The following is a 23,841-nucleotide window of genomic DNA, read 5'->3' as shown; positions in this document are numbered from 1 at the left end:
CGGATCTGCTCCATGGTCGCGGGCGTGGCCAGGACTTTGGCGGTCTCGTCGTGCAGGCGCGCGACGATGTCGGCCGGCACTTTGGCGGGCGCGAACAGGGCGAACCAGCCGTCCACGGAATAACCCGGCAGGCCGGACTCGGCGATCGTCGGCACATCGGGCAATAGCGGCGAGCGCTGCGTGGATGTCACGCCCAGGGCCACGAGCTTGCCGGCCTGGATATGCGGCAGGCACACGGGCAAGTTGCAGAACATCAGCTGCACGCGATTGCTCATCAGATCGGGCAAGGGCTCGCTGCCGCCTTTGTAGGGGATGTGCACCATGTCGGTCTTGGACATGCTCTTGAAGAGTTCGGCCGACAAGTGCTGGCTGCCGCCGGCGCCGCCGGACGCATAGCTGTAGTTGTTGGTCTTGAGCTCTTCGATCAAGGCCTTGACGCTGCGCGCCTTCACCTGCGGATTAACGACCAGGACGTTGGTCACCGACGCGACGTTGGCGACGGGGACGAAGTCCTTCATCGGGTCGAATTTCAGGTTCGTGTACAGGCTGGGGTTGATGGCATTGGTGCTGGCCGCCCCCATCAACAAGGTATAGCCGTCGGGCGCGCTTTCGGCCACGAAGCCGGCGCCGATATTGCCGCCCGCGCCTGCCTTGTTCTCTACCACCACCGATTGCCCCAGGCGTTCCGCCAGGCCGGAGGCGACGATCCGTGCCAGTTGGTCGGTGACGCTGCCCGGTCCGAAGGGCACGATCAGCCGTATCGGCTTGCTGGGATAAGCGGGCGCCTGCGCGCGAACGGCGGACGTGCCGGCCAGGGCCAGCGCCAGGCCGGCGGCCAAGGCCGCCAAGCCGCGTTTACGGATGAACATAGGAATCCCCTGTGGCGGGTTGGCATGCGCGGTGACTCCGCGCGATGTCCCGCCATCGTAGGAAAAGGCGATTCATATATCCAATATAAAATTATGCGATCCTTGATACGAAAATCGTCTCAATCACTCGCGGATTCCGGATTCCCCATGGCGCTCTTTTCCCGTCAGCTGATCGCCTTCATGGCGGTCGCGGAAGAACTGCATTTCGGCCGCGCCGCGCAGCGCCTGCACGTCAGCCAGCCGCCGCTAAGCCAGCAAGTGCGCCTGTTCGAGGAAAGAATCAGGGTGCCGTTGATCGAGCGCTCGACGCGCACCGTCCGGCTGACGGCGGCGGGCCTGGCATTGCGCGACGCGCTGCAGCGGCTGATGGACGATGGCGATGCGGCCGTCACGGCGGCGCGCCGCGTGGCGATCGGCGCAGCAGGACTGCTGCGCATCGGGTTCACGCCCACCGCCGCGTACCGGCTGGTCCCTGCCGCGGTGGGCATCTATCACCAGCGCCACCCGGGCGTGCATCTGTCCATGGTCGAAGCCGATACCGCGCAACTGCACGCGCTACTGCGCCAGGACCGCCTGGATATCGCCATTACGCGACGCCACGAGAACCTGGTCGACGACGACCTGCGGATGGAGCCCATCGATAGCGAACCGCTGGTGGTGGCCTTGCCCGCGCATCACCCCTTGGCCGGGCACGATGACATCGATATTACGGAACTCGCGGACCTGCCGCTGGTCGGTTTCGTGCGCGCCAAGTCGGAATACTTCCATGCCTTGCTGAACGATCTGTTCAGCGCGAACGGCGTTGCGCCGAACATCATCATGGAAAGCCTGCTGCCCACCCTGCTGACGCCGGTGGAGGCCGGCGTGGGCGTGGCGGTGGTGCCCGCGTCCATCAGCGACCTGAGGCCGCGGGGGGTGCGCTACCTGCCCTTGAAGGCCAAGGTACTGCCCCGATCCATCCTGTATGTCGCCTACCGCAAGGACGACAACAACCCTGCGGTACCGGGACTACGGGAAGCGCTGGTCGGCGCGGGCGCGATTTGAGCGATGGCCGCCGACGGCTGCCGGACGGCCTTTGGAGTGGCGCCGACAACTGCCGGACGGCTTTTACTTACTTGGCGGGGGTCGCCGGCGCAGCGGGCGCCTGGGGCACCGCAGCATTCGGCTTGGCCGGTGCCGTCGTCGCGGGGGCGGGCGCCGACGGTACGGCACCCGGCACGGAGGCGTCGCCACGCGGCGCGGCCGGTACGGCGGCACCGCCCGGCGGCTGCGGCACGGACTTGTCGGCGGGCGCCTGGTATCCCTGCATTACGCCGGTATCGACCGGGCCCGGCTGCGCACCCTTGTGCGACACATACGCCAACCCGGCCGTCGTCGCGAAGAACACCACGGCCGCCCACTTCGTGGTGCGCGACAGGAAGTTTGCCGCGCCCGAAGCGCCGAACAGGCTGCCGGCGGAGCCGCTCCCGAAGGCAGAGCCCATATCGGCGCCCTTGCCTTGCTGCAGCAGGACGAGAACGATGATGGCCAGTGCGGACAGCACCTGCACGATCATCAGCGCGGAAAGCATCAAAGACATTACTTACTCCAGACGGAAACTCAAATTGCGGCGATGCGCAGGAATTCATCGGCCACCAGCGACGCGCCGCCCACCAGGGCGCCGTCGATGTCCGGCATGGCAAAAAGCTCGGCGGCATTGGCGGCCTTGACGCTGCCGCCATAGAGAATACGAACCTGCGGCACGTCCAGGCCGCGCAGCGCGACGCGGATGGCGCCGTGCACTTCCTGCGCCTGTTCCGGCGTGGCGGTCCGGCCCGTGCCGATGGCCCATACGGGCTCGTAGGCAAGGACCAGGTGCATCAGCGATTGGGCGCCCAGCGCCAGCACGGGTTCCAGTTGGCGCTCGATGACGCCCAGGGTATTGCCGCCTTCGCGTTCGGCCAGCGTTTCGCCGACACAAACGACAGGGGTCAGGCCGGCGGCCAGGGCCGTCCTGGCCTTTTCAGCGACCAGTTCATCCGTTTCGCCGTGCATGGCGCGGCGTTCGGAATGGCCGGCGAGTGCCCAGCGGCAGCCGAAATCCTTCAGCATGGCGGCGGAGACTTCGCCAGTATAGGCGCCCTTGTCATGCACGCTGACGTCCTGCGCGCCCCAGGAAACGGCGCTGCCGTCGAGCAGGGATTGGGCTTGCGCCAGATAGGGAAACGGCACGCAGACGCCCATCTGGCAGGTTCCCGCCCCGGCGCGTGCGCGCAGGGCATCCAGCAATGCGGCGTTTTCCGCCAGGCTGCCATGCATCTTCCAATTGCCCAGCACCAGGCGCGCGCGCGCGGCGCCAGCGGGCATCGAAGAGGCGGCGGGCGTGTGACGGCGATCGTCTGTGCTCATGGCTGGTGGGATCCGGATCCGGGTCAAACCCGCGATTGTATCGCGTTTAGGGAATTTCGGGCCAGGGCCGTCCAGGGGGACGGCTCCGCGGCCCGACTTAGCCCTTTACCGTCAGGATGATCTTCCCGATCTGCTCGCCGGCTTCCATCATGGCGTGGGCCTTGGCGGCCTCTTCCAGGGGAAAAGTGGCGTGAATGATGGGCTTGATGCTGCCGTTTTCCAGCAAGGGCCACACTTTCTGGCGCAGGCTGTTGGCAATGTCGGCCTTGAACGCCACGGGACGCGGGCGCAGGGTGGAGCCCGTGATGGTCAAGCGGCGGCGCATGACCTGGCCGAAGTCCACATTGCCGTGGTTACCGCCCAGGGTGGCGATCAGGACGATGCGGCCTTCGTCGGCCAGGCACTGGATGTCGCGGGCGATGTAGTCACCCGCGACCATGTCCAGGATCACATTGACGCCGGCGCCGCCCGTGGCGTCCAGCACTTCCTTGACGAAATCCTGGTCGCGGTAGTTGATGCCGCGCGCAGCCCCCAGTTTCTCTACGGCGCGCGCGCGTTCGTCGCTGCCCGCGGTGGCATAGACCTTGTGGCCCATGGCGCTGGCCAGCTGGATGGCGGTGGTGCCGATACCGCTGGCCCCGCCGTGAACCAGCAGGCTTTCGCCGGCAGCCAGGCGGCCGCGGTCGAACACGTTGGTCCAGACGGTGAAATAGGTTTCAGGCAGGCCGGCCGCTTCGATCTCGGACAGGCCGGAGGGTATGGGCAGGCACTGCTGCACGGGGACCACGCAGTATTCGGCGTAGCCGCCGCCGGCGACCAGCGCGCAGATCTTGTCGCCGATGGCGTAGCCGCCCTGGGCCGCGTCGCCGCCGACGATCTCGCCGGCGATTTCCAGCCCGGGAAGATCGGATGCCCCGCGCGGCGGCGGATAGCTGCCCTTGCGCTGGAAGGTGTCGGGGCGATTGACGCCGGCCGCCGACACCTTCACCAGCACCTCGCCGGGGCCAGGCTCGGGAGTCGGGCGCTGGACGGGAACGAGCACTTCGGGTCCGCCGGGGCGGGAGATTTCAACGGCGAGCATGAATGGCTCCTCTTGATCCTGGACGAAAACCCGCATTATCGCGCCGCCAGCTCATCAACGCGATACCGCTTTGATCTATCATGCCTGCCAGCCATCCGCCACGGGAAGCGGCTTCGCCGGGCGGGCGCACGAACAGGCATCCAGGGAAAGGGACACCGCAATGATCGCAGCCCGCTACACCAAGGCGTTCATGGTTCTGGGACTGGCCGCTTTCGGCCTGCTGGTCGGCATCGACAATATCATCGATTACCCGTCCAACGACGCATTCGTCCGGCATGTGCTCAGCATGGACACCGTCTTTCCCGACAACGCGCTGAAGTGGCGCGCCATCACCACCCCTGCCCTGCAGACCGCCGGCTATCTCGGCATTATCGCGGCCGAGATCGCGATGGGCCTGTGCTTTCTCCTGTGCGCCGCCCGCCTGCTGGCCAACGCCCGCGGCCCGGCTGCCAGCTTCCAGCGTGCCAAGGCGCCCGGCATCGTCGGCGCGGCCCTCGGTTTCGGGATCTGGTTCTTCGGCTTCATGGTCATCGGCGGCGAATGGTTTTCCATGTGGCAATCGCAGCAATGGAACGGCCAGGAAAGCGCCTTTCATTTCTATATGACCCTGATGGCCGTTTTGATCTTCCTGATGCAGCCCGACGCAGAGCTGCAGTAATCCGTCTCGATATCGGCCCATGATCCGCCTGATACGCGCGCCGAACCTGCTGATCGCCCAGCATTGGATCAACCTGCTGGAGCAGGCGCGTATTGCCTGCGAATTGCATAACCGATACCTACTGGGTGCGATGGGCGAAATCCCCGCCGATCAATGCGGGCCGGAGATCTGGCTCGAACGGGAAGCCGATCTCGACCTGGCCAGGCGGGTCATCGAAGGGACATGGCGCGAGCCCGGACAGTCCTGGGCGCAATGGTGCTGCGTATCCTGCGGCGAGTGGTCGGAGCCGCAGTTCACGCTGTGCTGGCAATGCGGGGCCGCGAAGGACGGCTGAGGCACCGCGGTCACGCCTGCCCTGGAATGCTTCTTCACGCCGGCGAAGAACATTCCTCATTGGAACAACACCGACATCTCCCGCCATCCGCGACGATCGGGCGACATTTCAACCGCTGTCCACGCGCGCGTTGCTTACAAGGCGCTGAGCGCGCGCGACATGTGCGCGGGCATGCCTTCATGGGTACAAGTCTTGCTGGACCGACGCAATCCAAGCATCGGGCAAAGCGCATCCGCTTTTCGAGGCCCCGCTGCCCACACCAATCACGCGGACGTACGGCATGCCACGGCAGGAGACGTTCGCAATCCTGGAGGCAACGCCATGTCAGCCACTGTCGGAGACTTCATCGTCGAACGCCTGTACGCATGGGGCGTGCGGCGTATCTATGGCTACCCCGGGGACGGCATCAACGGCGTCTTCGGCGCAATGAACCGGGCCAGGGAAAAGATCGAATTCATCCAGGCGCGCCACGAGGAGATGGCCGCCTTCATGGCATCCGCGCACGCCAAGTTCACCGGCGAGCTGGGCGTATGCATCGCCACATCCGGCCCCGGCGCCTCGCATCTGATCACCGGCATGTACGACGCCCGCATGGACCATATGCCGGTCCTCGCCATCACGGGGCAGCAGGCGCGCGCGGCGCTGGGCGGCCATTACCAGCAGGAGCTGGACCTGGTGTCGATGTTCAAGGATGTGGCGGGCGGCTTCGTGCAACAGGCCAGCGTGCCTGCTCAGGTACGCCACCTGGTCGACCGCGCGGTGCGTACCGCGCTGGGCCAGAAGCTGGTGACCGCGCTCGTTTTGCCCAACGACCTGCAGGACCTGCCTTACGAAGCGCCCGGGCGCCAACATGGCACGGTGCATTCGGGCGTAGGCTACAGCGCGCCGCGCGTCGTGCCGCAGCAGGAAGACCTGCGCCGCGCGGCCGAGGTGTTGAATGCCGGCAAGAAAGTGGCCATCCTGGTGGGCGCAGGCGCCCTGCACGCCACCGATGAAGTCATCGCGATCGCGGACAAACTGGGAGCGGGCGTGGCCAAGGCCTTGCTCGGCAAGGCCGCCCTGCCCGACGATCTGCCGTGGGTGACCGGATCCATCGGCCTGCTGGGCACGGAGCCCAGCTACAAGCTGATGACGGAGTGCGACACGCTGCTGATGATCGGCTCAGGCTTCCCGTACTCGGAGTTCCTGCCGAAAGAGGGCCAGGCGCGCGGGGTGCAGATCGATATCAAGCCGGACATGCTAAGCCTGCGCTACCCCATGGAAGTGAACCTGGTCGGCGACAGCGCGGACACCCTGCGCGAATTGCTGCCGCTGCTGCAGCCGCGCACCGATACGGCGTGGCGCAAGTCCATCGAGGGATGGACCTCCGACTGGTGGAAGAAGCTGGAGGAACGCGCCCTGGCCGACGCCGAAGGCGGCGTCAATCCGCAACGGACGATCTGGGAGCTATCGCCGCGCGTTCCTTCCAATGCCATCGTTACCAGCGACTCCGGTTCGGTCGCCAACTGGTACGCGCGCGATCTGAAGGTGCAGCGCGGCATGATGTGTTCGCTATCGGGCGGACTGGCCTCGATGGGCGCCGCCGTCCCCTACGCCATCGCCGCCAAGTTCGCCTACCCCGACCGCCCCGTCATCGCGCTGGTCGGCGATGGCGCCATGCAGATGAACAACATGGCCGAACTGATCACGGTGTCCAAGTACTGGAAGCGGTGGAGCGACCCGCGCTGGATCTGCATGGTCCTGAACAACTCCGACCTGAACCAGGTGACCTGGGAACAGCGCGTGATGGAAGGCGACCCCAAGTTCGAGGCGTCGCAGACGATTCCTTCCGTGCCCTACCACCAGTTCGCCGAGTCCATCGGCCTGCGCGGCATCTATGTCGACAGCGCCGCGGCGATGGGTGCGGCGTGGGATCAGGCACTGGGTTCGGACCGCCCGGTGGTGATCGAAGTCAAAAGCGATCCCAACGTGCCGCCGCTGCCGCCGCACATTACGCTGGCCCAGGCCAAGGCATTTGCCAGCACGCTGATCAAGGGCGACCCCGACCAGGGTCATGTGCTGCTGAATACCGCCAAGCAGGTGCTCGGCAGCGTATTGCCCGGGAACAAGGACAAATGACGGCCCTGGATGACCGCCATGGCATCCCGGACCCGTCCTTTGCTGCGGACGAGGTGCCTATCCATGCCTTGCGCGCCCACGCGTACACCATTCCCACGGACGAGCCCGAAGCCGACGGGACGCTGGCCTGGGACGCCACCACGATCATCGTGGTGGAAGTCGATGCGGGCGGCAAAACCGGCATTGGCTATACCTATACCGACTCGTCGGCGGCGCGCCTGATACAGCAAACCCTCGCCTCGCGGCTGATCGGCCGCGACGCCATGGATATCGAAGGTCTGTGGCAATGCATGTACCGGGAGGTGCGCAACCTGGGACGCGCCGGCATCGCGTCCACCGCCATCTCGGCGATCGACGCCGCCCTCTGGGACGTCAAGGCGCGGATCCTGGATATGCCGCTGGCGCGCCTGCTGGGCGCCGTGCGCGACAGCGTGCCGGTCTACGGCAGCGGGGGATTTACCACTTATTCCGACGGCCGGATGCGCGAACAATTGCGGATGTGGAAAGACCAGGGCTGCCGGTGGGTCAAGATCAAGGTGGGCCGCGACCCCGAGGGCGACCTGGAGCGCCTGCGCGTGGCCCGCCGCGCCATCGGCGACGCGGGCCTGTTCGTGGATGCCAACGGCGCGTTCCATGCCAAGGCGGCGCTGCATTACGCGCGGCGCTATGCCGAACATGGCGTGGCCTGGTTCGAGGAGCCCGTCTCATCCGAAGACACGGAAGGCTTGCGCCTGCTGAAGCGGCACGGCCCCGCCGGCATGGACATCGCCGCCGGCGAGTACGGCTACACGGCGGCGGATTTCCGCCGCCTGCTGCAGGCCGACGCGGTGGACGTACTGCAAGCGGACGCCTCGCGTTGCGGGGGCATCACCGGTTTTTTGAAGACCGCGGCACTGTGCGAGGCCATGCAGGTGCCGCTATCCGCGCATTGCGCGCCGGCGTTGCATCTGCACGTCGCCTGCGCGGCGCAGCCGCTGGTTCACCAGGAATGGTTTCACGATCATGTGCGCATCGAGGACATGCTGTTCGACGGCGTGCCCCGTGTTCACGACGGCACGATCAGGCCGGACGTATCCAGGCCGGGCTGCGGACTGACGTTCAAGCACCGCGATGCAGGCCGCTACGCGGTCTCGTAGGAAGGAGGAAACAATGCCGGCAAATGGATACCGCGCGGCCGCCTTGGGGTGCACCCTGGCGGGTTTCGCCGTCGCGGCGCTCTCCGCCAACCGCGCGCGCGCCCGGAGGGCAGAACTTCCCGCCCACGTAGAGGCGGCGCGAGATTGCAACCACAGCGCCAGCCTGTTGGCCTTTTCCGTGCTGAGCGACAGCGCGATAGAGCATTACCGCGGCAGCTTCGAGAATCCCGCCATGTTCGCGCCGCTGCTTTCGTCGGCGTTGACGCTGCTGGCCAGCCTGCATGGTGGCAACGACGGCAAGGCGCGCCGGCATCCCGTGCGACACGCCGTCTACGTCGCGGCAGGCGCCACGGGCGCAGCGGGCGCGGCCTTTCATCTATACAACGTCGGCAAACGTCCCGGTGGCTTCCGGTGGGAGAATCTATTCCACGCCGCGCCGCTGGGCGCGCCCGGCGCGCTGTTCGCCGCCGGGGCGCTGGGCATGTTCGGGGAAAGATTGCGCGATGCCGACGGCAGCGATCCGCGCATGGCGGGCATGCCGGCAGGCCGCGCGCTGGCGCTGCTGACCGGCATCGGCCTGGCCGGTACCGTCATGGAAGCCGGGCTGCTGCACTTTCGCGGTGCATTCCAGCATCGCGCCATGTACGCGCCCGTTACCTTACCGCCCATCGCCGCCGCCATGCTGGTGAACGCGGCCGTCGCCACGCCGCGCGAACGCCCCTGGACGAAGCTTTGGCTGCGGCTGACTACCGCCCTGGGTTTCGTCGGCGCGGCCTTCCACGCGCGTGGAATCGCGCGGCGCCAGGGCGGCTGGCGCAACTGGAGCCAGAATGTCTTTGCCGGGCCGCCCTTGCCGGCCCCACCGGGCTTCTCCGCCCTGGCGCTTGCCGGTCTGGCGGCGCTGCGTCTGCGCAGGAAAGACCGATGACCGCACGCGTCGATACCCTTTACCCCGGCTACGATGTCCTGCGCAAGCGCGACACGCCATCGTGGGACCGCATCACGCGCGGGGTCGTCGAGCAACGTCTGTCCACGCCCAGCGAGCCGCGCTTCTTCAGCGCCGTTGAATGGCCGGCGTTGCGGGCACTGTGCGACTGCATCCTCCCGCAACGGGACGGGCACACGTACGTCCCGCTCGCCGCCTTGCTCGATGCCAAGCTGCACGCCTCGACGCCCGGCGACGGCTACCGCGATGCACGCCTGCCGCCGATGCGCGAGGCATGGCGGCGCGGGCTCTGCGCCCTGGACGCGGAAAGCCGCGCACGCCATGCCCTGCCCTTCGCCAGCCTGACCCCGGAAGCGCGCAACGCCCTGCTGCACCGCGCGCAACTGGGCGACCTGCGCGACCCCGCCTGGCGCGGCATGCCGTCGGCCCTATTCTTCGCCGAGCGCGTGCTGCACGACCTTTGCGGCCTGTATTACGCCCACCCCCATGCCTGGAGCGAGATCGGCTTCGGCGGTCCCGCCAACCCACGCGGCTACGTGCGCCTGATCTCCGACCGCCGCGACCCCTGGGAACCGCGCGAGACGCGTCCCGGCCATGAAGCACGCACACGCAAGGAGAACCAGCGTGTTCGATGAAGCACTGCATACCCCGCGAGGAAAGCAAGGCCAGGCGCCGGACGTGATGCGCCCCGGCGCATGGATACCCATGCGCGAGTACCGCGACGACGACGAAGTCGATTTCCTGATCGTGGGCACCGGCGCGGGCGGCGGTACCCTGGCCTGCCGTTTGTCCGAACTGGGCTTCACCGTCGTGGCCCTGGATGCCGGCGCATGGTGGCGGCCACTGGAAGAGTTCGCGTCCGATGAAGCGCACCAGAACAAGCTGTTCTGGACCGACGAACGCATCTGCGACGGAGATAACCCGCTGAAGCTGGGCAACAACAATAGCGGCAAAGCAGTGGGTGGCAGCACGGTGCATTTCGCCATGGTTTCGCTGCGTTTCCGGCCGGAATGGTTCAAATCGCGCAGCCTGCTGGGCTACGGGGCCGATTGGCCGATCGACTGGCGCGAAATGTGGCGCTACTACGCGCAAGTGGAAAATGCCCTGAAGATTGCCGGCCCTGTGACGTATCCATGGGGTCCCCGGCGCCCACGCTACCCCTATCGCGCGCATCAATTGAACGAGGCCGCGCTGGTCCTGGCCCGCGGGGCCGACGCCCTGGGCATCGACTGGTCGCCCACGCCGCTGGCCACGCTTTCCGCGCCGCGCGGGCAGGCGCATCCCTGTGTGTACCGGGGTTTCTGCGTATCCGGCTGCGCCACCAATGCCAAGCAAAGCGCGCTGGTCACCTGGATCCCGCGCGCCGTCAAGGCAGGCGCCGAAATCCGGGACCTGGCCATGGCGGGCCGGATTGAAACCAGCCCCGCCGGCCGTGCGACGGGCGTCTCGTATTTCCGCGAGGGCAAATGGCGATTCCAGAAGGCGCGCAACGTGGTCGTGGCCGGCTATGCCATCGAAACACCGCGCCTGCTGCTGAATTCCGCCACCGACCGCTTCCCCCACGGTCTGGCAAACAGCTCGGGCCTGGTGGGCAAATATCTGATGGCGCAGTCGAACCAGGCCGTGTGGGGCGACATGGATTATGAAGTGCGCGCCTACAAAGGCCCGCCATCCCTGGCGATGACCGAACACTGGAACTACACCGACAAAGGCAAGGACTTCTTCGGCGGCTACTGCTACATGAGCCAGGGCCCGCTGCCCGTGGCCTGGGCTTCCACCTTGAACGGACGGGGGCTATGGGGCGATGCGTTGACGCGCGCCATGCAGCGCTACAACCACCAGGTCGGCCTGAAAATCGTCGGCGAAATGCTGCCGCAGGAACGCAACCAGGTCACGCTGGCGGAGGAAAAAGACCAGTACGGCCTGCCCATTGCCCGTGTGACGTATTCCTGGTGCGACAACGACAAGCGCCTGATCGCCCATGCCCTGGACTTCATGGGCAAGGCCCTGGACGCGGCCGGCGCGCGGGATATCTGGAACGAAACGGACGATACGGCGCACCTGCACGGGACCGTGCGCATGGGCGACCGGCCCGACAACAGCGTGGTGAACGCCGACTGCCGCAGCTGGGACATCCCGAATCTCTGGATCTGCGACGGATCGGTCTTTCCGACAGTGGGCGGTGTGAACCCATCGCTGACCATCCAGGCCATCGCCTGCCGTACCGCGGACCGCATCTCCGCGCTGGCCGCCAGAGGCGAGCTATAGCGCCGCCAAATCGACTCTAACCATCCGGCCGGAGGACTTCCCATGCCGCATCGCAAGCACAGCATCCACACCGTCGTCATCACCGGGGCCAGCGCCGGTGTCGGCCGCGCGGCCGCTTTGGAATTCGCACGCCAGGGCGCCGACGTTGCGCTTTTGGCCCGCGACGCCGAGGCGCTCGAAGCGACCGCGCGGGAGGTCCGCGAGCTGGGCGTCCGCGCCCTGCCCATCGCCGTCGACGTCGCCGACGCCAAGGCGTTGGACCGCGCCGCGGAACAGGTGGAGACTGAACTCGGTCCCATGGACGTATGGGTCAACAATGCCATGCTGACCGTATTCTCGCCGCTCTCCAGGCTGACGCCGGAGGAATACGCGCGGGTAACCGAAGTCACCTACCTGGGCCAGGTCTACGGCACGATGGCGGCCCTGCGCCATATGCGGCCGCGCGACCACGGCACCGTCGTACAGGTCGGATCCGCCCTCGCGTACCGCGCCATCCCCCTGCAATCGGCCTATTGCGGCGCCAAGCATGGCGTGCGCGGCTTCACGGATTCACTGCGCAGCGAACTGATGCACGATCGCAGCCGCGTCCACGTCACCATGGTGCAAATGCCCGCATTGAACACGCCGCAGTTCGATTGGGCGGAATGCCACATGCCCTACGCGCCCCAGCCGGTACCGCCCATTTTCCAGCCGGAAGTCGCGGCGCGCGCCATCGTCTGGGCCGCGCGCCATCGGCGCCGCGAGCTGTATGTCGGCATGCCCGCCATCAAGGCCATCGTCGCCAATAAGTTCTTCCCCGGGCTCCTGGACAGATATCTGGCCCGTACGAACTACGCCGCCCAGCGCCGACAACCGCTGGCCCCGCCGCCACGCGCATCCAACCTGTGGCAACCGGTGCCCCGCCTGCATTCCACACATGGCTCGTTCGACGAACGGTCGCAAAACTGCAGCCCCGCCCTGTGGGCCTCCACCCATCGTGCGTCCATGCTGGGCGCGGGCCTGGCGCTGGGCGGCCTGCTCTGGGCTGCGCTGTCCAAGCGCTGAGCGCCATGGCCGGACGCATCGAGGACTACGCGTTGCTGGGCGACGGTGCCAGCGCCGCGCTGGTTGCCAGGGACGGCGCGATCGACTGGCTGTGCTGGCCGACATTCGGCGGAGATGCCGTGTTCGCCGCCCTGCTGGGCGACCAGGCCAACGGCTGCTGGCGCATTGCGCCGCAAGAGGCGGTGACGGCGACAGGACGCCGTTATCTGCCCGACACCATGGTCCTGGAAACGCGCATCGCCACCGCCGAGGGCGAAGCCGTGCTGCTGGACTGGATGGCCTGGAACAGAGACCCGCCGCTGCTCATGCGCCGGGTACAGTGCGCGCGCGGTCGAGTCCGGCTGGAATTCATGCTGAACATCCGCCAGGAGTACGGGCGATCCCCCGCCGTCCTGGCAGCCGGCTCATCGGCCGCCAGCCTGTCCCGGGCCGCCGCGCATGCCGCCGGTGCGTCGCGCGAAACCGCCACGTGGCATTTCGGCGAAGAACATTTGGTTTGGCTGGAAGGCGGGGACGGCCTGGAGACCGGCGACGGCTTCGTGCGCGGCGTTTTCCATCTGGCGGCGGGTTCCCAGCGCGATTTCGTCCTCGGATGCCGGCCCGCCCGGTCTCCCGCGCCGGCGCCGGTGGACGTCGGCGCGCAGCTGCGCGACACCGTCCAGTCGTGGCGCGCCTGGCATGCGGATAGCCGCGTACAGGGGCCATATGCCCCGGCCATCCAGCAGTCGCTGGCGGTGCTGAAAACACTGGCAAGCATACGCAGCGGGGGGCTGGCTGCCGCGCCGACCAGCTCGCTGCCCGAAGCGCCCGGCGGATCCCGGAATTGGGATTACCGCTATTGCTGGCTGCGCGATGCCAGCTTCACCTTGCTGGCGCTGGTGCGCGGCGGCTACCGCGACGAGGCGGCCGCGTGGCGCGACTGGCTGGTCGGCGCGATTTCGAATCATCCGGCCCAGCTGCGCGTGCTCTACGACGTCAGCGGCCAACCCGCCATGAAGGAGTGGGAATGCGACTGGCTGGCCGGATATGCCGGGTCCCGGCCCGTCCGCTTCGGCAATGGCGCGGCCGACCAGCTGCAACTCGATATCTACGGCGAAGTGCTCGACGCGCTGTACGTCAGCCGCGAGCACGGCCTGCCGCCGGATGCGCAATCATGGGAACTCGAAAAACGTCTGGTCGATCACATCGCCAGGATCTGGCACGAGCCGGACAATGGCTTCTGGGAGATCCGTGGGGAGCGTCGCCACTTCACCACATCCAAGGTCATGCTCTGGGCCGCGGTGGATCGCGCGATGCGCTCGGCGCGCGAATATGGCAACGACGCGCCGTTGCAGGATTGGGAAGCGCTGGCCGCGCGCATTCGCCGCGACGTGCTGGAGCGCGCCATGGATCCACGACGCGAACGGTTCACGTCGAGCTACGGCGGCGAGGAATTGGACGCCAGCCTGCTGATGATTCCCCTGACCGGCTTCCTGCCGGCGGACGATGCGCGCGTCGCCAACACCATCGGCGCCATCGAAAGCGATCTCATCCATGACGGCCTGCTGTATCGCTACCGTCCGTCCAGCCTGCGGGATGGCCAGCCGGGCAAGGACAACGCCTTTATCGCCTGTAGCCTCTGGCTGGTGCAGGTACGCGCGATGCAGGGACGACGCCGAGAAGCGCGCGAGCTCCTCGAACGCGTGCTGGCTTTGCGCAACGATCTGGGCCTGCTGGCCGAACAATACGACCCCGCCGCGGGGCGCATGTGGGGAAATTTCCCCCAGGCGCTATCCCATGTCGCGCTGGTCCATGCCTGCTTCGCCGTACAAGACGCGGACGCACACCAGGAGCCATAAGATCATCATGCACACTCTCTTGCATCGCATCGCGGTCGTCTACATCGGCCTTTGCCTGTTCAGTGCCGCCTGGACCCTGATCGACATCTATGCGCGAGGCCACCGGCAGCCCATGAAGGTGATGGAAGCGGTGTGGCCGCTGACCATGCTTTATTGGGGGCCCGTGGGACTCGCCGCCTACTATTGGTTCGGGCGGGCACACCCGGACAGCGGGTCCGGCGGAAAGCCGCCGATGTGGCAAGCGGTATTCAAGGGCGCCTCGCATTGCGGTGCCGGCTGCGCGCTGGGCGACTTCATCGGCGATTGGATCGCTTTCCTTGCCGCCTTGACCCTATTCGGGTCGGAGCTGGGAGGCAAGATCGCCGCCGGCTTCGCGTTCGCCTATGTATTGGGTATCGCCTTCCAGTATTTCTCGGTCGCGCCGATGCGGCACCTCGGCGTGGCGCAAGGCCTGTGGGCCGCCGTCAAGATCGACACCGTATCCCTGGTCGCGTACGAAATCGGCATGTTCGCCTGGATGGCGTTGCGCACGGCGGTGTATCCGGACCTGAAACCCACCCAGGCCAGCTACTGGTTCATGATGCAGATCGCAATGATTGTCGGCTTCGGCACCACCTATCCCGTGAACTGGTGGCTGATCCGCCGTGGTATCAAGGAGCGGATGTGATGTCCGTTGCATCGGTATTCGCGCCGGAGCAGGCCCGGTGCCGGAACCGATGGCCCGTGCCGATGGCGGAAGGTGTGAGATTCGAACTCACGAGGGCCGTGAAGCCCCGCCGGTTTTCCTTACCCCTATGGCTTTCGCCACCAGGTCTTGCCTGTTTGCGGGTCTGGACTTTGCCTTCACCATGGCCCTGGGATGGAACAGGGCGTTAGGTGGGAGCCGTCAAGTCTCTACACGTTATCGATGCGTTGAATCCGCGGTGGGTTCGCACCCATTCACCGGATCCGGGGAGGGCCGTTGGAACCGTCGTCCCCGCATCGATCTTCGCTCGGCGTTACCTCGGATGGCTCCAGGGGCTTCGCCGAATTTGACTCCTTACATCCCCCGGGTTTCCCCAAGGGCGCTCGATTGAACAAGACCGGTGCATTCAACCACTCTGCCAACCTTCCACGGGCGGGATTGTATCGGATTTCCCCGGGACGCTAGGCGCGCGGGTTGAAGGGGTCCTTGATGCCCGCGCCCGTATCGATCCAGACACTCTTGGTTTCGGTGAACTCGTAAATGGCGTGCAGGCCGTTCTCCCGCCCGATGCCGCTTTCCTTCATGCCGCCGAACGGGGTGGCCCAGTTGGTGCGCCGGTAGGTATTGATCCAGACCGTGCCCGCGCGCACGCGGGCCGCCATGCGGTGCGCGCGCTTGACATCGCGCGTCCAGACGCCCGCGGCCAACCCATACCGCGTATCGTTGGCAATCCGTACCGCCTCTTCCTCATCCTTGAACGGGATCAGGCAAAGCACCGGGCCGAACACCTCTTCCTGGGCGATGCGCATATCGTTGCGCACGCCGCCGAAGATCGTCGGCTCGATGAAGAAGCCGTTGGCAAGCGACGGGTCGGGCGGCGGCTTGCCGCCGCATAGCAGCGTCGCTCCGTCTTCCCGTGCGACGTCGATCCAGTGCCGGGTCTTGTCATATTGCGCGCGGCAGGCCAGCGTGCCCATTTCCGTTTCGGGATCGAGCGGGTCGCCGACCTTGATCTGACCGGTACGCGCGATCAGCCGTTCGGCGAAAGCATCATGGATATCGGCATGTACCAGGGCGCGCGAGCCGGCCAGGCAGGTCTGCCCCGTCGCCGCGAAAATACCGGCGAGCACGCCGTTCAGGGCGCTGTCCAGATCGGCATCCTCGAAAATGATATTCGGCGACTTGCCGCCCAGCTCCAGCGACACGCGTGCCAGCCGCTCGGCGGCCGTCGTGGCGATCTTCTTTCCAACCGCGGTAGAGCCGGTGAACGCGATCTTGGCCACGTCCGGGTGGCGGGCCAGTGCCGCGCCGACAGCGCCATCGCCGGTCACGACGTTGATCACACCCGCGGGGAAGCCTGCCGCCTCGAACATCTCCGCCAGCAGCAGCGTGGAGATCGGCGTGATCTCCGATGGCTTGATGACCACCGTGTTGCCGGCGGCCAGGGCTGGGCACAGTTTCCAGAAGAGCAGGGACAGCGGGCTGTTCCACGGGGTGATGGCCGCGATGACGCCGATGGGCTCGCGCACCGTGAAGTTCAGCATGTCGGGCACGCTGAGGGGGATGGTTTCGCCATGGATCAATTCCGCGGCGCCGGCGAAGTAATAGCAGTACGAAGCCAGCGCGCGCGTCTGTCCCAGCACCTCCCGGATAAGCTTGCCGTTCTCCAGCACCTGCACATTGGCCAGCTCCTGGACGTCCCCCTCGATCAGTTGACCCAGCTTGCGCAGCAATCGTGCGCGGTAGGCGGGTGTGGCGCGTGCCCATTCGCCTTGTTCGAATGCCTGGCGCGCCGCGATCACCGCCCGATCCACGTCGCCGGCCGTGGCGGCGGGCGCGCTTGCCCAGCCCTGCCCCGTGTAGGGATCGATGCTTTCGAAGGTGCGCCCGTCCGCGGCATCCACCTGCTCGCCCGCGATCAACATCCGATAGGCTCGGTAGGGGCGCGTGCGCAGGCCAGCCGATTCCTGCGTGGAAGGTGCGTCATTCATCTGGATCGTCTCCGGGTTATTCGACCATGGGGATATTCGCCTTGCGGACCACATCCCCCCAATACTGCTTCTGGGCCAGCAGCCACGTGCGGAAGGCCTCCGGGCTCTTGCTGGCGACCGGCTGCAGGCCCACGGCACGCAGCTTGTCGCCATAGGCGCCGTCCTTCGATATCTCGGTCAGGACGCGATGCAGCTTCATCACGATGTCGCGCGGCGTATCGGGCGGCGCGGCCACGCCCAGCCACGCGATCGCCTCGAAGCCGGGCAAGGTCTCGGACATGGTGGGTACGTCCGGCACGGTGGGAGAACGCTCCAGCGTCGTTACCGCCAGCGCGCGCAAGCGGCCGCCCTTGACCTGTCCCAAAGGCGAAGGCAGGGAATCGATGAAGAACGTGACCTGCCCTCCCATCACGTCGGCGATCGCCGGTGCCGCGCCCTTGTAGGGCACATGCAATAACTTCGTGCCCGTGGACAGGGCGAACAGCTCGCTGATCAGGTGCGGCCCGCTGCCCGGCCCGAACGACCCGTATGAAATCGCGTTCGGCTTCTCCTTCGCCGCCTTCACCAAGTCCGCGACGGACTTGTAAGGGCTTTCCGAGGACACAACCATCACGTACGGAAACGACACCACTTCCGAAATGGGCGTGAAGCCATCGATCGGATCGAAGGGAAAATTCCGCTTCAGATTGGGCGAGACCGTATGCACGGTGGCGGACATCAGCAACAGCGTGTAGCCATCCGGCTCGGCGCGCGCCACCGCACTGGAACCGATCTGTCCCGTGGCGCCGGGCTTGTTCTCGACGATCACCGGCTGGCCCAGTTTGTCGGACAGTTTTTCGGCCAGCGCGCGACCCACCATGTCTACCGTGCCCGCGGCGGTCCACGGCACCACCAATTTGATGGGACGATCGGGATACGCCGCCGATGCGGGCGCCACGCAATGCAGGGCGAGCGCAGTGCCCATGATCGAGATAGTGCGCTTCCAGGTAAATCCTTTCATGCTTCTACTCCCCTTGACGTCGATTGATGGCCGGCAGGCCTGCTTGTCCAGGCACGAAAGCGGGCTCCATCGGAGCCCGCCTGCGCGCCACCACGCCTTATGTCGCGTAACCGTAGAACTGCCTCGCATGCTCGGGCGTGATCAGCCCGTTCTTCAAATCTTCTTCGACCCTATCCCGGCTGCGCGCCTTCGGGTCGCCGTAGCCGCCCCCGCCTGGAATGTGGCTGACGATGCGATCGCCGGCACGCAACGTTACCTGCCTTCCGGCATCCTCGCGGGTGCCGCGTATCGACAGGTAGCCGCAGGGCGCGCTGCCGCCGCCCAGCACACCTTCCGGCGGATACACGAAACGGCCGCCCCGAAAACTCGCCAGCACATCGCCCACCGGGCCGACATCCCCGTCCAGCAGGCGCAGGACGTACCTCTGGCCGAAGCCGCCACGGAACATCCCGGGACCGGCGGAATCCTCCCACAGCGAACGCTCCTCGACGATCATCGGCACCTCGCTTTCGATGACCTCGGCCGGTGTATTGCCCACGTTGTAGGGAAAGGCAAGGCAGGAAACGCCATCCTTGGCGGCCCGCGCGCCCAGGCCACCGCTGGACACGTTGAACGGCGCGAAATTCTCGCCGTCGCGGCGCTTGCCGAACATGTACTGGCCCCACATCGGCGTCGCCCCCGCGCCCGCGCAAATACGGTCGGACGCGCCAGGCGCGACAGCCTGGTACACCAGGTCGGGCAGGAAGGTCCCGATGGCGGTCCGCCCGAAAACCGGCGCCGGGAAGGTGCAGTTGAGCACACTGCCCTCTTCCGCCACGATGGTGATCGGCCGCAAGGTACCCTCGTTGATGGAGACCGGCAGGTTCAGCATGCACAACACACCGAAGTACGTGTATGCCGAGGTATAGGCAAGCGTGCAATTGATGGCCGGCTTGACCTGCGCGGAGGATCCCGAAAAATCCACGACGATGCGGCCGTCCGCAATGGTGACGGCCGTGTGGATGGTCACGATTTCGCCGCCCACGATATCGATCTTGGCCTCATGGCGATAGACGCCCGGCTTGAGCCGCCGAATCTCCTCGCGGGTAACGGTCTCGCTGCGCTCGACGATTTCGTCGGACAGCCCCTGCAAGTCCGGCCAGTTCATCTCGGCGCACACGTCGCGCAAACGCTCGCCGCCCACGTGGCAGGCAGAGACCTGCGCCTGCAGGTCTCCCAGCACGGTTTCGTGCGAGCGCACGTTGGCGGCGATGAAGGCCTGCACGTCGGCATTCAGGACGCCTTCGCGGTAATACTTGAGCATGGGGATGCGCAAGCCTTCTTCGTAGTTGTCGCGGCTTTCCGTGGTGGCGCGGCGCCCGCCGATATCCACGTGATGGCAGCACGTCACCACGTAGGCGATATGCCGGCCATCGAAGAAAACCGGCACCATGATCGTGATGTCGTTGTGATGGCCGCTGCCCGCCCACGGATCGTTGCCGATGAAGACATCGCCCTCCTGGAAACTGCCTTTGGGGTAATGGTCAAGGATGTTGCGCAGCATCGTGCCCAGCGGCCCGCACAGGCCTGGCGTACTGGCCGGCGTCTGCGCCAGCAGGCGCGCCTCGGCGTCGAAGACGGCGCAGCCGAAATCGCCGATATCGCGCACCACGGTCGAGAACGAGGTGCGGCGCAAGGTAGAGCCCAGTTCGCCAACGATGGAAATCAGGCGGCGCCAGAGCATCTCCAGGGTGACGGGATCAATGCGGTTTTGCGTGGTCATTTTCCTTCCCCTTGGTGTGCAAGTTCCACGATCAGGCTGCCGTGCGGGTCCACCTGGATACGGGCGCCGCTGGGCACCACGGTGGTCGATTCGTTTTCTTCCACGATCGCCGGGCCGGGAAACGGCCGCCCTGGCGCGATGTCTGCCCGCCGGTGCACCGAAAATTCCATCCACTTGCGGGTGCGGGTGCAGAAGGCTCGCCGGGTGCCTATCTCCCCATCGCCCTCCACGGCCCGGACCGCACCGGTCGCCGACGCGACACGGCGCTCGGCGCTGGCCGTCACGCGGAAGTTCATGATTTCCAGCGGCAGGCCGTCGAAAACACGACCATAGAGCCGCCGATAGGTGTTCTCGAACGAGGCCCGGATGGCCGCCAGCGCCGCCTCGTGGCTGCCTTCCCGGGCGAAGGTCGCCGTCACGTCGTAGCCCTGGCCCAGATACCGCATATCGATGCTGTACTCGTAGACGATCCGCGCCGGGTCGACGGTACTGGGAAGCCGTTCGCGGCATTCCTCGAACATCTCCGCACATACCGCATCCAGTATTTGCGCCGACAGGTCCTTGAGCAGCATCCGGCGCGAACGCACGGCCGCGTACATCACCGGCGCCACGATCATTCCGAAGGCCCCCGCCACGCCGGCGCGGGGGGGAATCAACACGGTACGGATCCCCAGGCGAGCAGCCAGGTCGCAGGCGTGCACCGGCCCCGCGCCGCCGAAGGCCACCAGGGCGCAGGATTTCGGATTCTCGCCCTTCTCGCTGACATAGGCCTTGGCCGCGGAGGCCATGTTCTCGTTGACGATGGCGTGCACCCCGAATGCCGCATCCTCCACGGAAATGCCCAGCGGCGCCGCCAGCGTCGCGTCGATGGCCCGCTCCGCGGCGGGCTTGTCCAGCGCCATGCGTCCACCCAGGAAGTGTTCCGGATCCAGATAGCCCAGCACCAGGTCGGCATCCGAAACCGTCGGATCCGTACCGCCCTGGCCGTAGCACGCCGGCCCGGGCACCGCCGACGCGCTCTGGGGTCCCACCTGCAGGGTGCCCACCGGAGTGCGCCGGGCGATGCTGCCTCCCCCCGCGCCGATCTCGATAAGATCCACCACCGAGATGCGTACCGGTATACCGCTACCCGGCTTGAACCGGTGCACATGCGCCACCTCGAAATCATTGGTCAGCGTCGCCTGGCCGTTCTCCACCAGCGCCAGCTTGGCTGTGGTGCCGCCCATATCGAAGGCCAGCACCTTGTCCAGGTCCGCAAGCCGGGCAAAATGGGCCGCTCCCAGCGTGCCGGCGGCGGGGCCGGATTCGATAACCTGCACCGGGAACTCGCGCGCGAAATCCACCGAATTGATGCCCCCGCTGGACATCATCATCAACATTTCGCCCTGGAAGCCCTCTTCGCGCAAACGCTGCTGCAGGCGCGACAGGTAGCGCGACGCCACCGGTTTGGCGTAGGCGTTGACCACGGTCGTGGTCGTGCGTTCGTACTCCTTCATTTCGGGCAGCACGTCGCTGGACAGGCTGACGGGACAGCCCGGCATCATTTCCCGCACGATCTCGCCCACACGGCGTTCGTGCGAAGGATCGCGATAGGCATGCAGGAGGCAAACGGCGATCGACTCGCAGCCCTCGTCCTTCAGTTTTTGCACCGCCTTGCGCACGCTGGATTCGTCCAGCGGGGACAGGACGGCGCCCGTCGCATGCAGCCGTTCGTCGACCTCCGTGCGCAGATACCGGGGCACCAGCGGCAAGGGATACTCGATCTGCAGGTCGTAAGCATCGAAGCGCTTCTCGCGGCCGATCTCCAGCACGTCCCGGAAACCGCGGGTCGTGATCAGACCGGTCCGGGCGCCCTTGCGCTCGATCACCGCATTGATCACCAGCGTGGTGCCGTGCACCATGACGTCCACCGCACCCGCATCCGGCTCGCGCTGCTCCGCCAGCGCAGCCACCCCCTGCTCGATGGCGCGCGACGGATCGTCGGGCGTGGTCAAGGTCTTGTAGACCCGCACCGCGCCGCTGGTTTCGTTCACTTCCACGAAATCCGTGAAAGTGCCCCCGATATCGCTCCCTATGGTTATCACAGCCTTCCTCCGTCGATTTCCATGGCGAAATCTTAGGGAGGTCCCTTGCTGTCAGGAATTCTCACGTTGCTAAAATCCGCTTTAACCTTTTGTTAATGCAGTCTCCTCACCATAAATAGGGGCGGGCCCGGTGGACAAGCTGCGTGCGTTGGAATACTTCATTGCCGCGGCGAACGAACGCAGCTTTACCGGCGCCGCGCGCGCCCTGAATGTCAGCGTGCCCGCCGTGGCCAGGCTGGTGGGCGCCCTGGAGCAAAGGCTGGGCGTCGCCCTTTTCGACCGCACCGTGCAGGGGCTGACGCTGACCTCCGACGGCGTCAATTACCTGGCGGCCTGCCGGCCGCTGCTGGAACAGATGGACGCGGCTGACGAAGCCTTGCGCAGCGGCGCGATGCGCCCGCGCGGCTCGCTGGTACTGGGCACATCCCCGATTCTTTCGCAGCATTCCATCCTGCCCGCGCTGCCTGCATTCCACGCGCGCTATCCGGACATCCAGATCGATATCCGCAATATCGACCGCGTCACGGCGCCTGAGGCCAACGCGGCGGAGGTCCTGGTCCTGTACGGCTGGCCCAAGCAGCCCGGCATGGTGCATCGCCACCTGGCCGATACGCGCCTGATGATCTGCGCATCCCCGCGATACTGGGAAACGCATGGAATGCCCGCCACACTCGCCGATTTGGCGCAGCATCAATGCCTGCTGTTTCGCGACCACGAAGGTACCGTCATCGATTACTGGGAACACGAGCGCGACGGCCAGACCGACGCGGTCGCCGTCAATGGCTGGCTGATCAGCAGCCACCGGGACGTCATCCTCGACGCGGTAATCGCCGGCCAAGGCGTCGCGCGCTTCACCGACCTTTCCATACGCGAGCCATTGGAGGCCGGCCTGCTGGTCCCGGTCCTGACCGACTGGCAATCGCGGCAAGCGCCCCCGATCAACCTGCTATATCGCTCCAACCAGCGCCGGCTGCCCCGGGTGCGCCTGTTCATCGAGTTCCTGACGGGTCTGTTTCAACGCCTGGAAACGGAGCGCGCCCCAGACCTCGCCCAACACGTTGCCGCGGAGGAACCGCACTGGTACCGCCGTCGCCACAGTCGGGCATCCGCCACGCCGACGCCTCCCCGCAGGCCTCCCCGCGCCGGGTCCATGGTCTAGGGGCGCTCCGCAGGGTCGGTGCAGGTACAATCCGGTTCCTGCACCGATATGGCGCATGCCCGAGTGGTGAAATTGGTAGACACAGAGGACTTAAAATCCTCCGGCTTTAATCGGCCGTACCGGTTCGATTCCGGTCTCGGGCACCACCAGGGCTTTCCAAAATTTTCCGCGTTTTAGAAAGGCGCGGAAAATCAAGGAACTAAGTGGAAAGCACCGCATCCGCATTCCACCTGAATTTGTCGTCGGATGCCATGATTTGTACACTGTGCTCCCCATTTTTTACGCACAGCACTCCCCATGGCATCGATTACTCCGCACAAGAACGGTTCGCGCGCAGGTCGGTAATCCCCCCGCAAAAGCGATGAGGTCAGAAGTAGAATTTTCTCATTGAGGAGTTCTACTGCATGAAGAAGTCGAGATTTACGGATAGCCAGATCATCGAAGCCATCAAGCGCGTGGAGGCTGGTCTTGCCGTTCCTG

The 23,841-nt window shown here is 66.0% G+C and carries 21 protein-coding genes and 1 tRNA gene; 13 read left to right on the top strand and 9 right to left on the bottom strand.

Annotation, left to right across the window (positions count from 1 at the left end; translation table 11 throughout):
- On the bottom strand, positions 1-869 hold an 869-nt coding region (locus ACO1P8_RS15655), incomplete at its 3' end, for a tripartite tricarboxylate transporter substrate binding protein (protein ID WP_486296809.1).
- 147 nt (positions 870-1,016) lie between these two features.
- Here ACO1P8_RS15655 and ACO1P8_RS15650 point away from each other — a divergent pair.
- Complete coding sequence (locus ACO1P8_RS15650) at positions 1,017-1,913, top strand: LysR family transcriptional regulator (protein WP_486296808.1); 897 nt, start codon at positions 1,017-1,019, stop codon at positions 1,911-1,913.
- Positions 1,914-1,980: 67 nt separating this feature from the next.
- Here ACO1P8_RS15650 and secG read toward each other — a convergent pair whose 3' ends face one another.
- From secG to ACO1P8_RS15635, 3 genes are all read right to left on the bottom strand, one after another.
- Positions 1,981-2,448, bottom strand: coding sequence for a preprotein translocase subunit SecG (gene secG, locus ACO1P8_RS15645; protein ID WP_486296807.1), 468 nt, complete (start codon positions 2,446-2,448; stop codon positions 1,981-1,983).
- A 20-nt stretch (positions 2,449-2,468) separates the two neighbouring features.
- Positions 2,469-3,215, bottom strand: a complete 747-nt coding sequence (gene tpiA, locus ACO1P8_RS15640; protein WP_486296812.1) for a triose-phosphate isomerase — start codon at positions 3,213-3,215, stop codon at positions 2,469-2,471.
- Positions 3,216-3,354: 139 nt separating this feature from the next.
- Positions 3,355-4,338: an NAD(P)H-quinone oxidoreductase gene (locus tag ACO1P8_RS15635; protein WP_486296806.1), complete on the bottom strand. Its 984-nt coding sequence runs from the start codon at positions 4,336-4,338 to the stop codon at positions 3,355-3,357.
- 160 nt (positions 4,339-4,498) lie between these two features.
- On the opposite strand from ACO1P8_RS15635, the gene ACO1P8_RS15630 reads away from it, so the two are divergent.
- The 10 genes from ACO1P8_RS15630 (at position 4,499) to ACO1P8_RS15585 (ending at position 15,347) form a co-directional block, all read left to right on the top strand.
- Positions 4,499-4,996, top strand: coding sequence for a DUF2165 family protein (locus ACO1P8_RS15630; RefSeq protein ID WP_486296805.1), 498 nt, complete (start codon positions 4,499-4,501; stop codon positions 4,994-4,996).
- Between the two features lie 22 nt (positions 4,997-5,018).
- Positions 5,019-5,330, top strand: a complete 312-nt coding sequence (locus ACO1P8_RS15625) for a putative signal transducing protein (protein ID WP_486296811.1) — start codon at positions 5,019-5,021, stop codon at positions 5,328-5,330.
- A gap of 321 nt (positions 5,331-5,651) precedes the next feature.
- Positions 5,652-7,448 carry a thiamine pyrophosphate-requiring protein gene (locus ACO1P8_RS15620; protein WP_486296804.1) on the top strand — a complete coding sequence of 599 codons (1,797 nt, stop codon included), beginning with the start codon at positions 5,652-5,654 and terminating at the stop codon, positions 7,446-7,448.
- Complete coding sequence (locus tag ACO1P8_RS15615) at positions 7,445-8,584, top strand: enolase C-terminal domain-like protein (protein WP_486296803.1); 1,140 nt, start codon at positions 7,445-7,447, stop codon at positions 8,582-8,584. The genes ACO1P8_RS15620 and ACO1P8_RS15615 overlap by 4 nt, the downstream gene beginning before the upstream one ends.
- 13 nt (positions 8,585-8,597) lie before the next feature.
- Positions 8,598-9,512, top strand: coding sequence for a hypothetical protein (locus ACO1P8_RS15610; RefSeq protein WP_486296802.1), 915 nt, complete (start codon positions 8,598-8,600; stop codon positions 9,510-9,512).
- Positions 9,509-10,165, top strand: coding sequence for a gluconate 2-dehydrogenase subunit 3 family protein (locus ACO1P8_RS15605; protein ID WP_486296801.1), 657 nt, complete (start codon positions 9,509-9,511; stop codon positions 10,163-10,165). The genes ACO1P8_RS15610 and ACO1P8_RS15605 overlap by 4 nt, the downstream gene beginning before the upstream one ends.
- A gap of 46 nt (positions 10,166-10,211) precedes the next feature.
- A complete protein-coding gene (locus ACO1P8_RS15600; RefSeq protein WP_486296810.1) occupies positions 10,212-11,798 on the top strand; it encodes a GMC family oxidoreductase in 1,587 nt (528 codons plus the stop codon).
- 42 nt (positions 11,799-11,840) lie between these two features.
- The gene (locus ACO1P8_RS15595; protein WP_486296800.1) at positions 11,841-12,842 is read left to right on the top strand and encodes an SDR family oxidoreductase; all 1,002 of its coding nucleotides are present in this window, start codon (positions 11,841-11,843) and stop codon (positions 12,840-12,842) included.
- 5 nt (positions 12,843-12,847) lie between these two features.
- The gene (locus tag ACO1P8_RS15590; protein ID WP_486296799.1) at positions 12,848-14,680 is read left to right on the top strand and encodes a glycoside hydrolase family 15 protein; all 1,833 of its coding nucleotides are present in this window, start codon (positions 12,848-12,850) and stop codon (positions 14,678-14,680) included.
- Positions 14,681-14,687: 7 nt separating this feature from the next.
- Positions 14,688-15,347 (top strand): DUF4396 domain-containing protein, encoded by a 660-nt coding sequence (locus tag ACO1P8_RS15585; protein ID WP_486296798.1) that lies wholly within the window; start codon positions 14,688-14,690, stop codon positions 15,345-15,347.
- Between the two features lie 479 nt (positions 15,348-15,826).
- On the opposite strand, the gene ACO1P8_RS15580 is transcribed toward ACO1P8_RS15585, so the two are convergent.
- From ACO1P8_RS15580 to ACO1P8_RS15565, 4 genes are all read right to left on the bottom strand, one after another.
- Positions 15,827-17,356 (bottom strand): aldehyde dehydrogenase, encoded by a 1,530-nt coding sequence (locus ACO1P8_RS15580; RefSeq protein ID WP_486296797.1) that lies wholly within the window; start codon positions 17,354-17,356, stop codon positions 15,827-15,829.
- A gap of 16 nt (positions 17,357-17,372) precedes the next feature.
- Entirely contained in the window at positions 17,373-18,356 is a 984-nt protein-coding gene (locus tag ACO1P8_RS15575) for a Bug family tripartite tricarboxylate transporter substrate binding protein (protein ID WP_486296796.1), read from the bottom strand.
- A gap of 97 nt (positions 18,357-18,453) precedes the next feature.
- The gene (locus ACO1P8_RS15570) at positions 18,454-20,118 is read right to left on the bottom strand and encodes a hydantoinase B/oxoprolinase family protein (RefSeq protein ID WP_486296795.1); all 1,665 of its coding nucleotides are present in this window, start codon (positions 20,116-20,118) and stop codon (positions 18,454-18,456) included.
- Complete coding sequence (locus ACO1P8_RS15565; protein WP_486296794.1) at positions 20,115-22,202, bottom strand: hydantoinase/oxoprolinase family protein; 2,088 nt, start codon at positions 22,200-22,202, stop codon at positions 20,115-20,117. The genes ACO1P8_RS15570 and ACO1P8_RS15565 overlap by 4 nt, the downstream gene beginning before the upstream one ends.
- 130 nt (positions 22,203-22,332) lie before the next feature.
- On the opposite strand from ACO1P8_RS15565, the gene ACO1P8_RS15560 reads away from it, so the two are divergent.
- Positions 22,333-23,361, top strand: a complete 1,029-nt coding sequence (locus ACO1P8_RS15560; RefSeq protein WP_486296793.1) for a LysR family transcriptional regulator — start codon at positions 22,333-22,335, stop codon at positions 23,359-23,361.
- A gap of 57 nt (positions 23,362-23,418) precedes the next feature.
- Positions 23,419-23,507, top strand: a tRNA-Leu gene (locus ACO1P8_RS15555).
- A 45-nt stretch (positions 23,508-23,552) separates the two neighbouring features.
- On the opposite strand, the gene ACO1P8_RS15550 is transcribed toward ACO1P8_RS15555, so the two are convergent.
- A partial coding sequence (locus tag ACO1P8_RS15550; RefSeq protein ID WP_486296792.1) for a hypothetical protein occupies positions 23,553-23,841 on the bottom strand: 289 nt, incomplete at its 5' end.

The sequence above is a fragment of the Bordetella sp. genome, from assembly GCF_057362025.1.
This window is presented reverse-complemented; position numbering and strand designations above follow the sequence as displayed.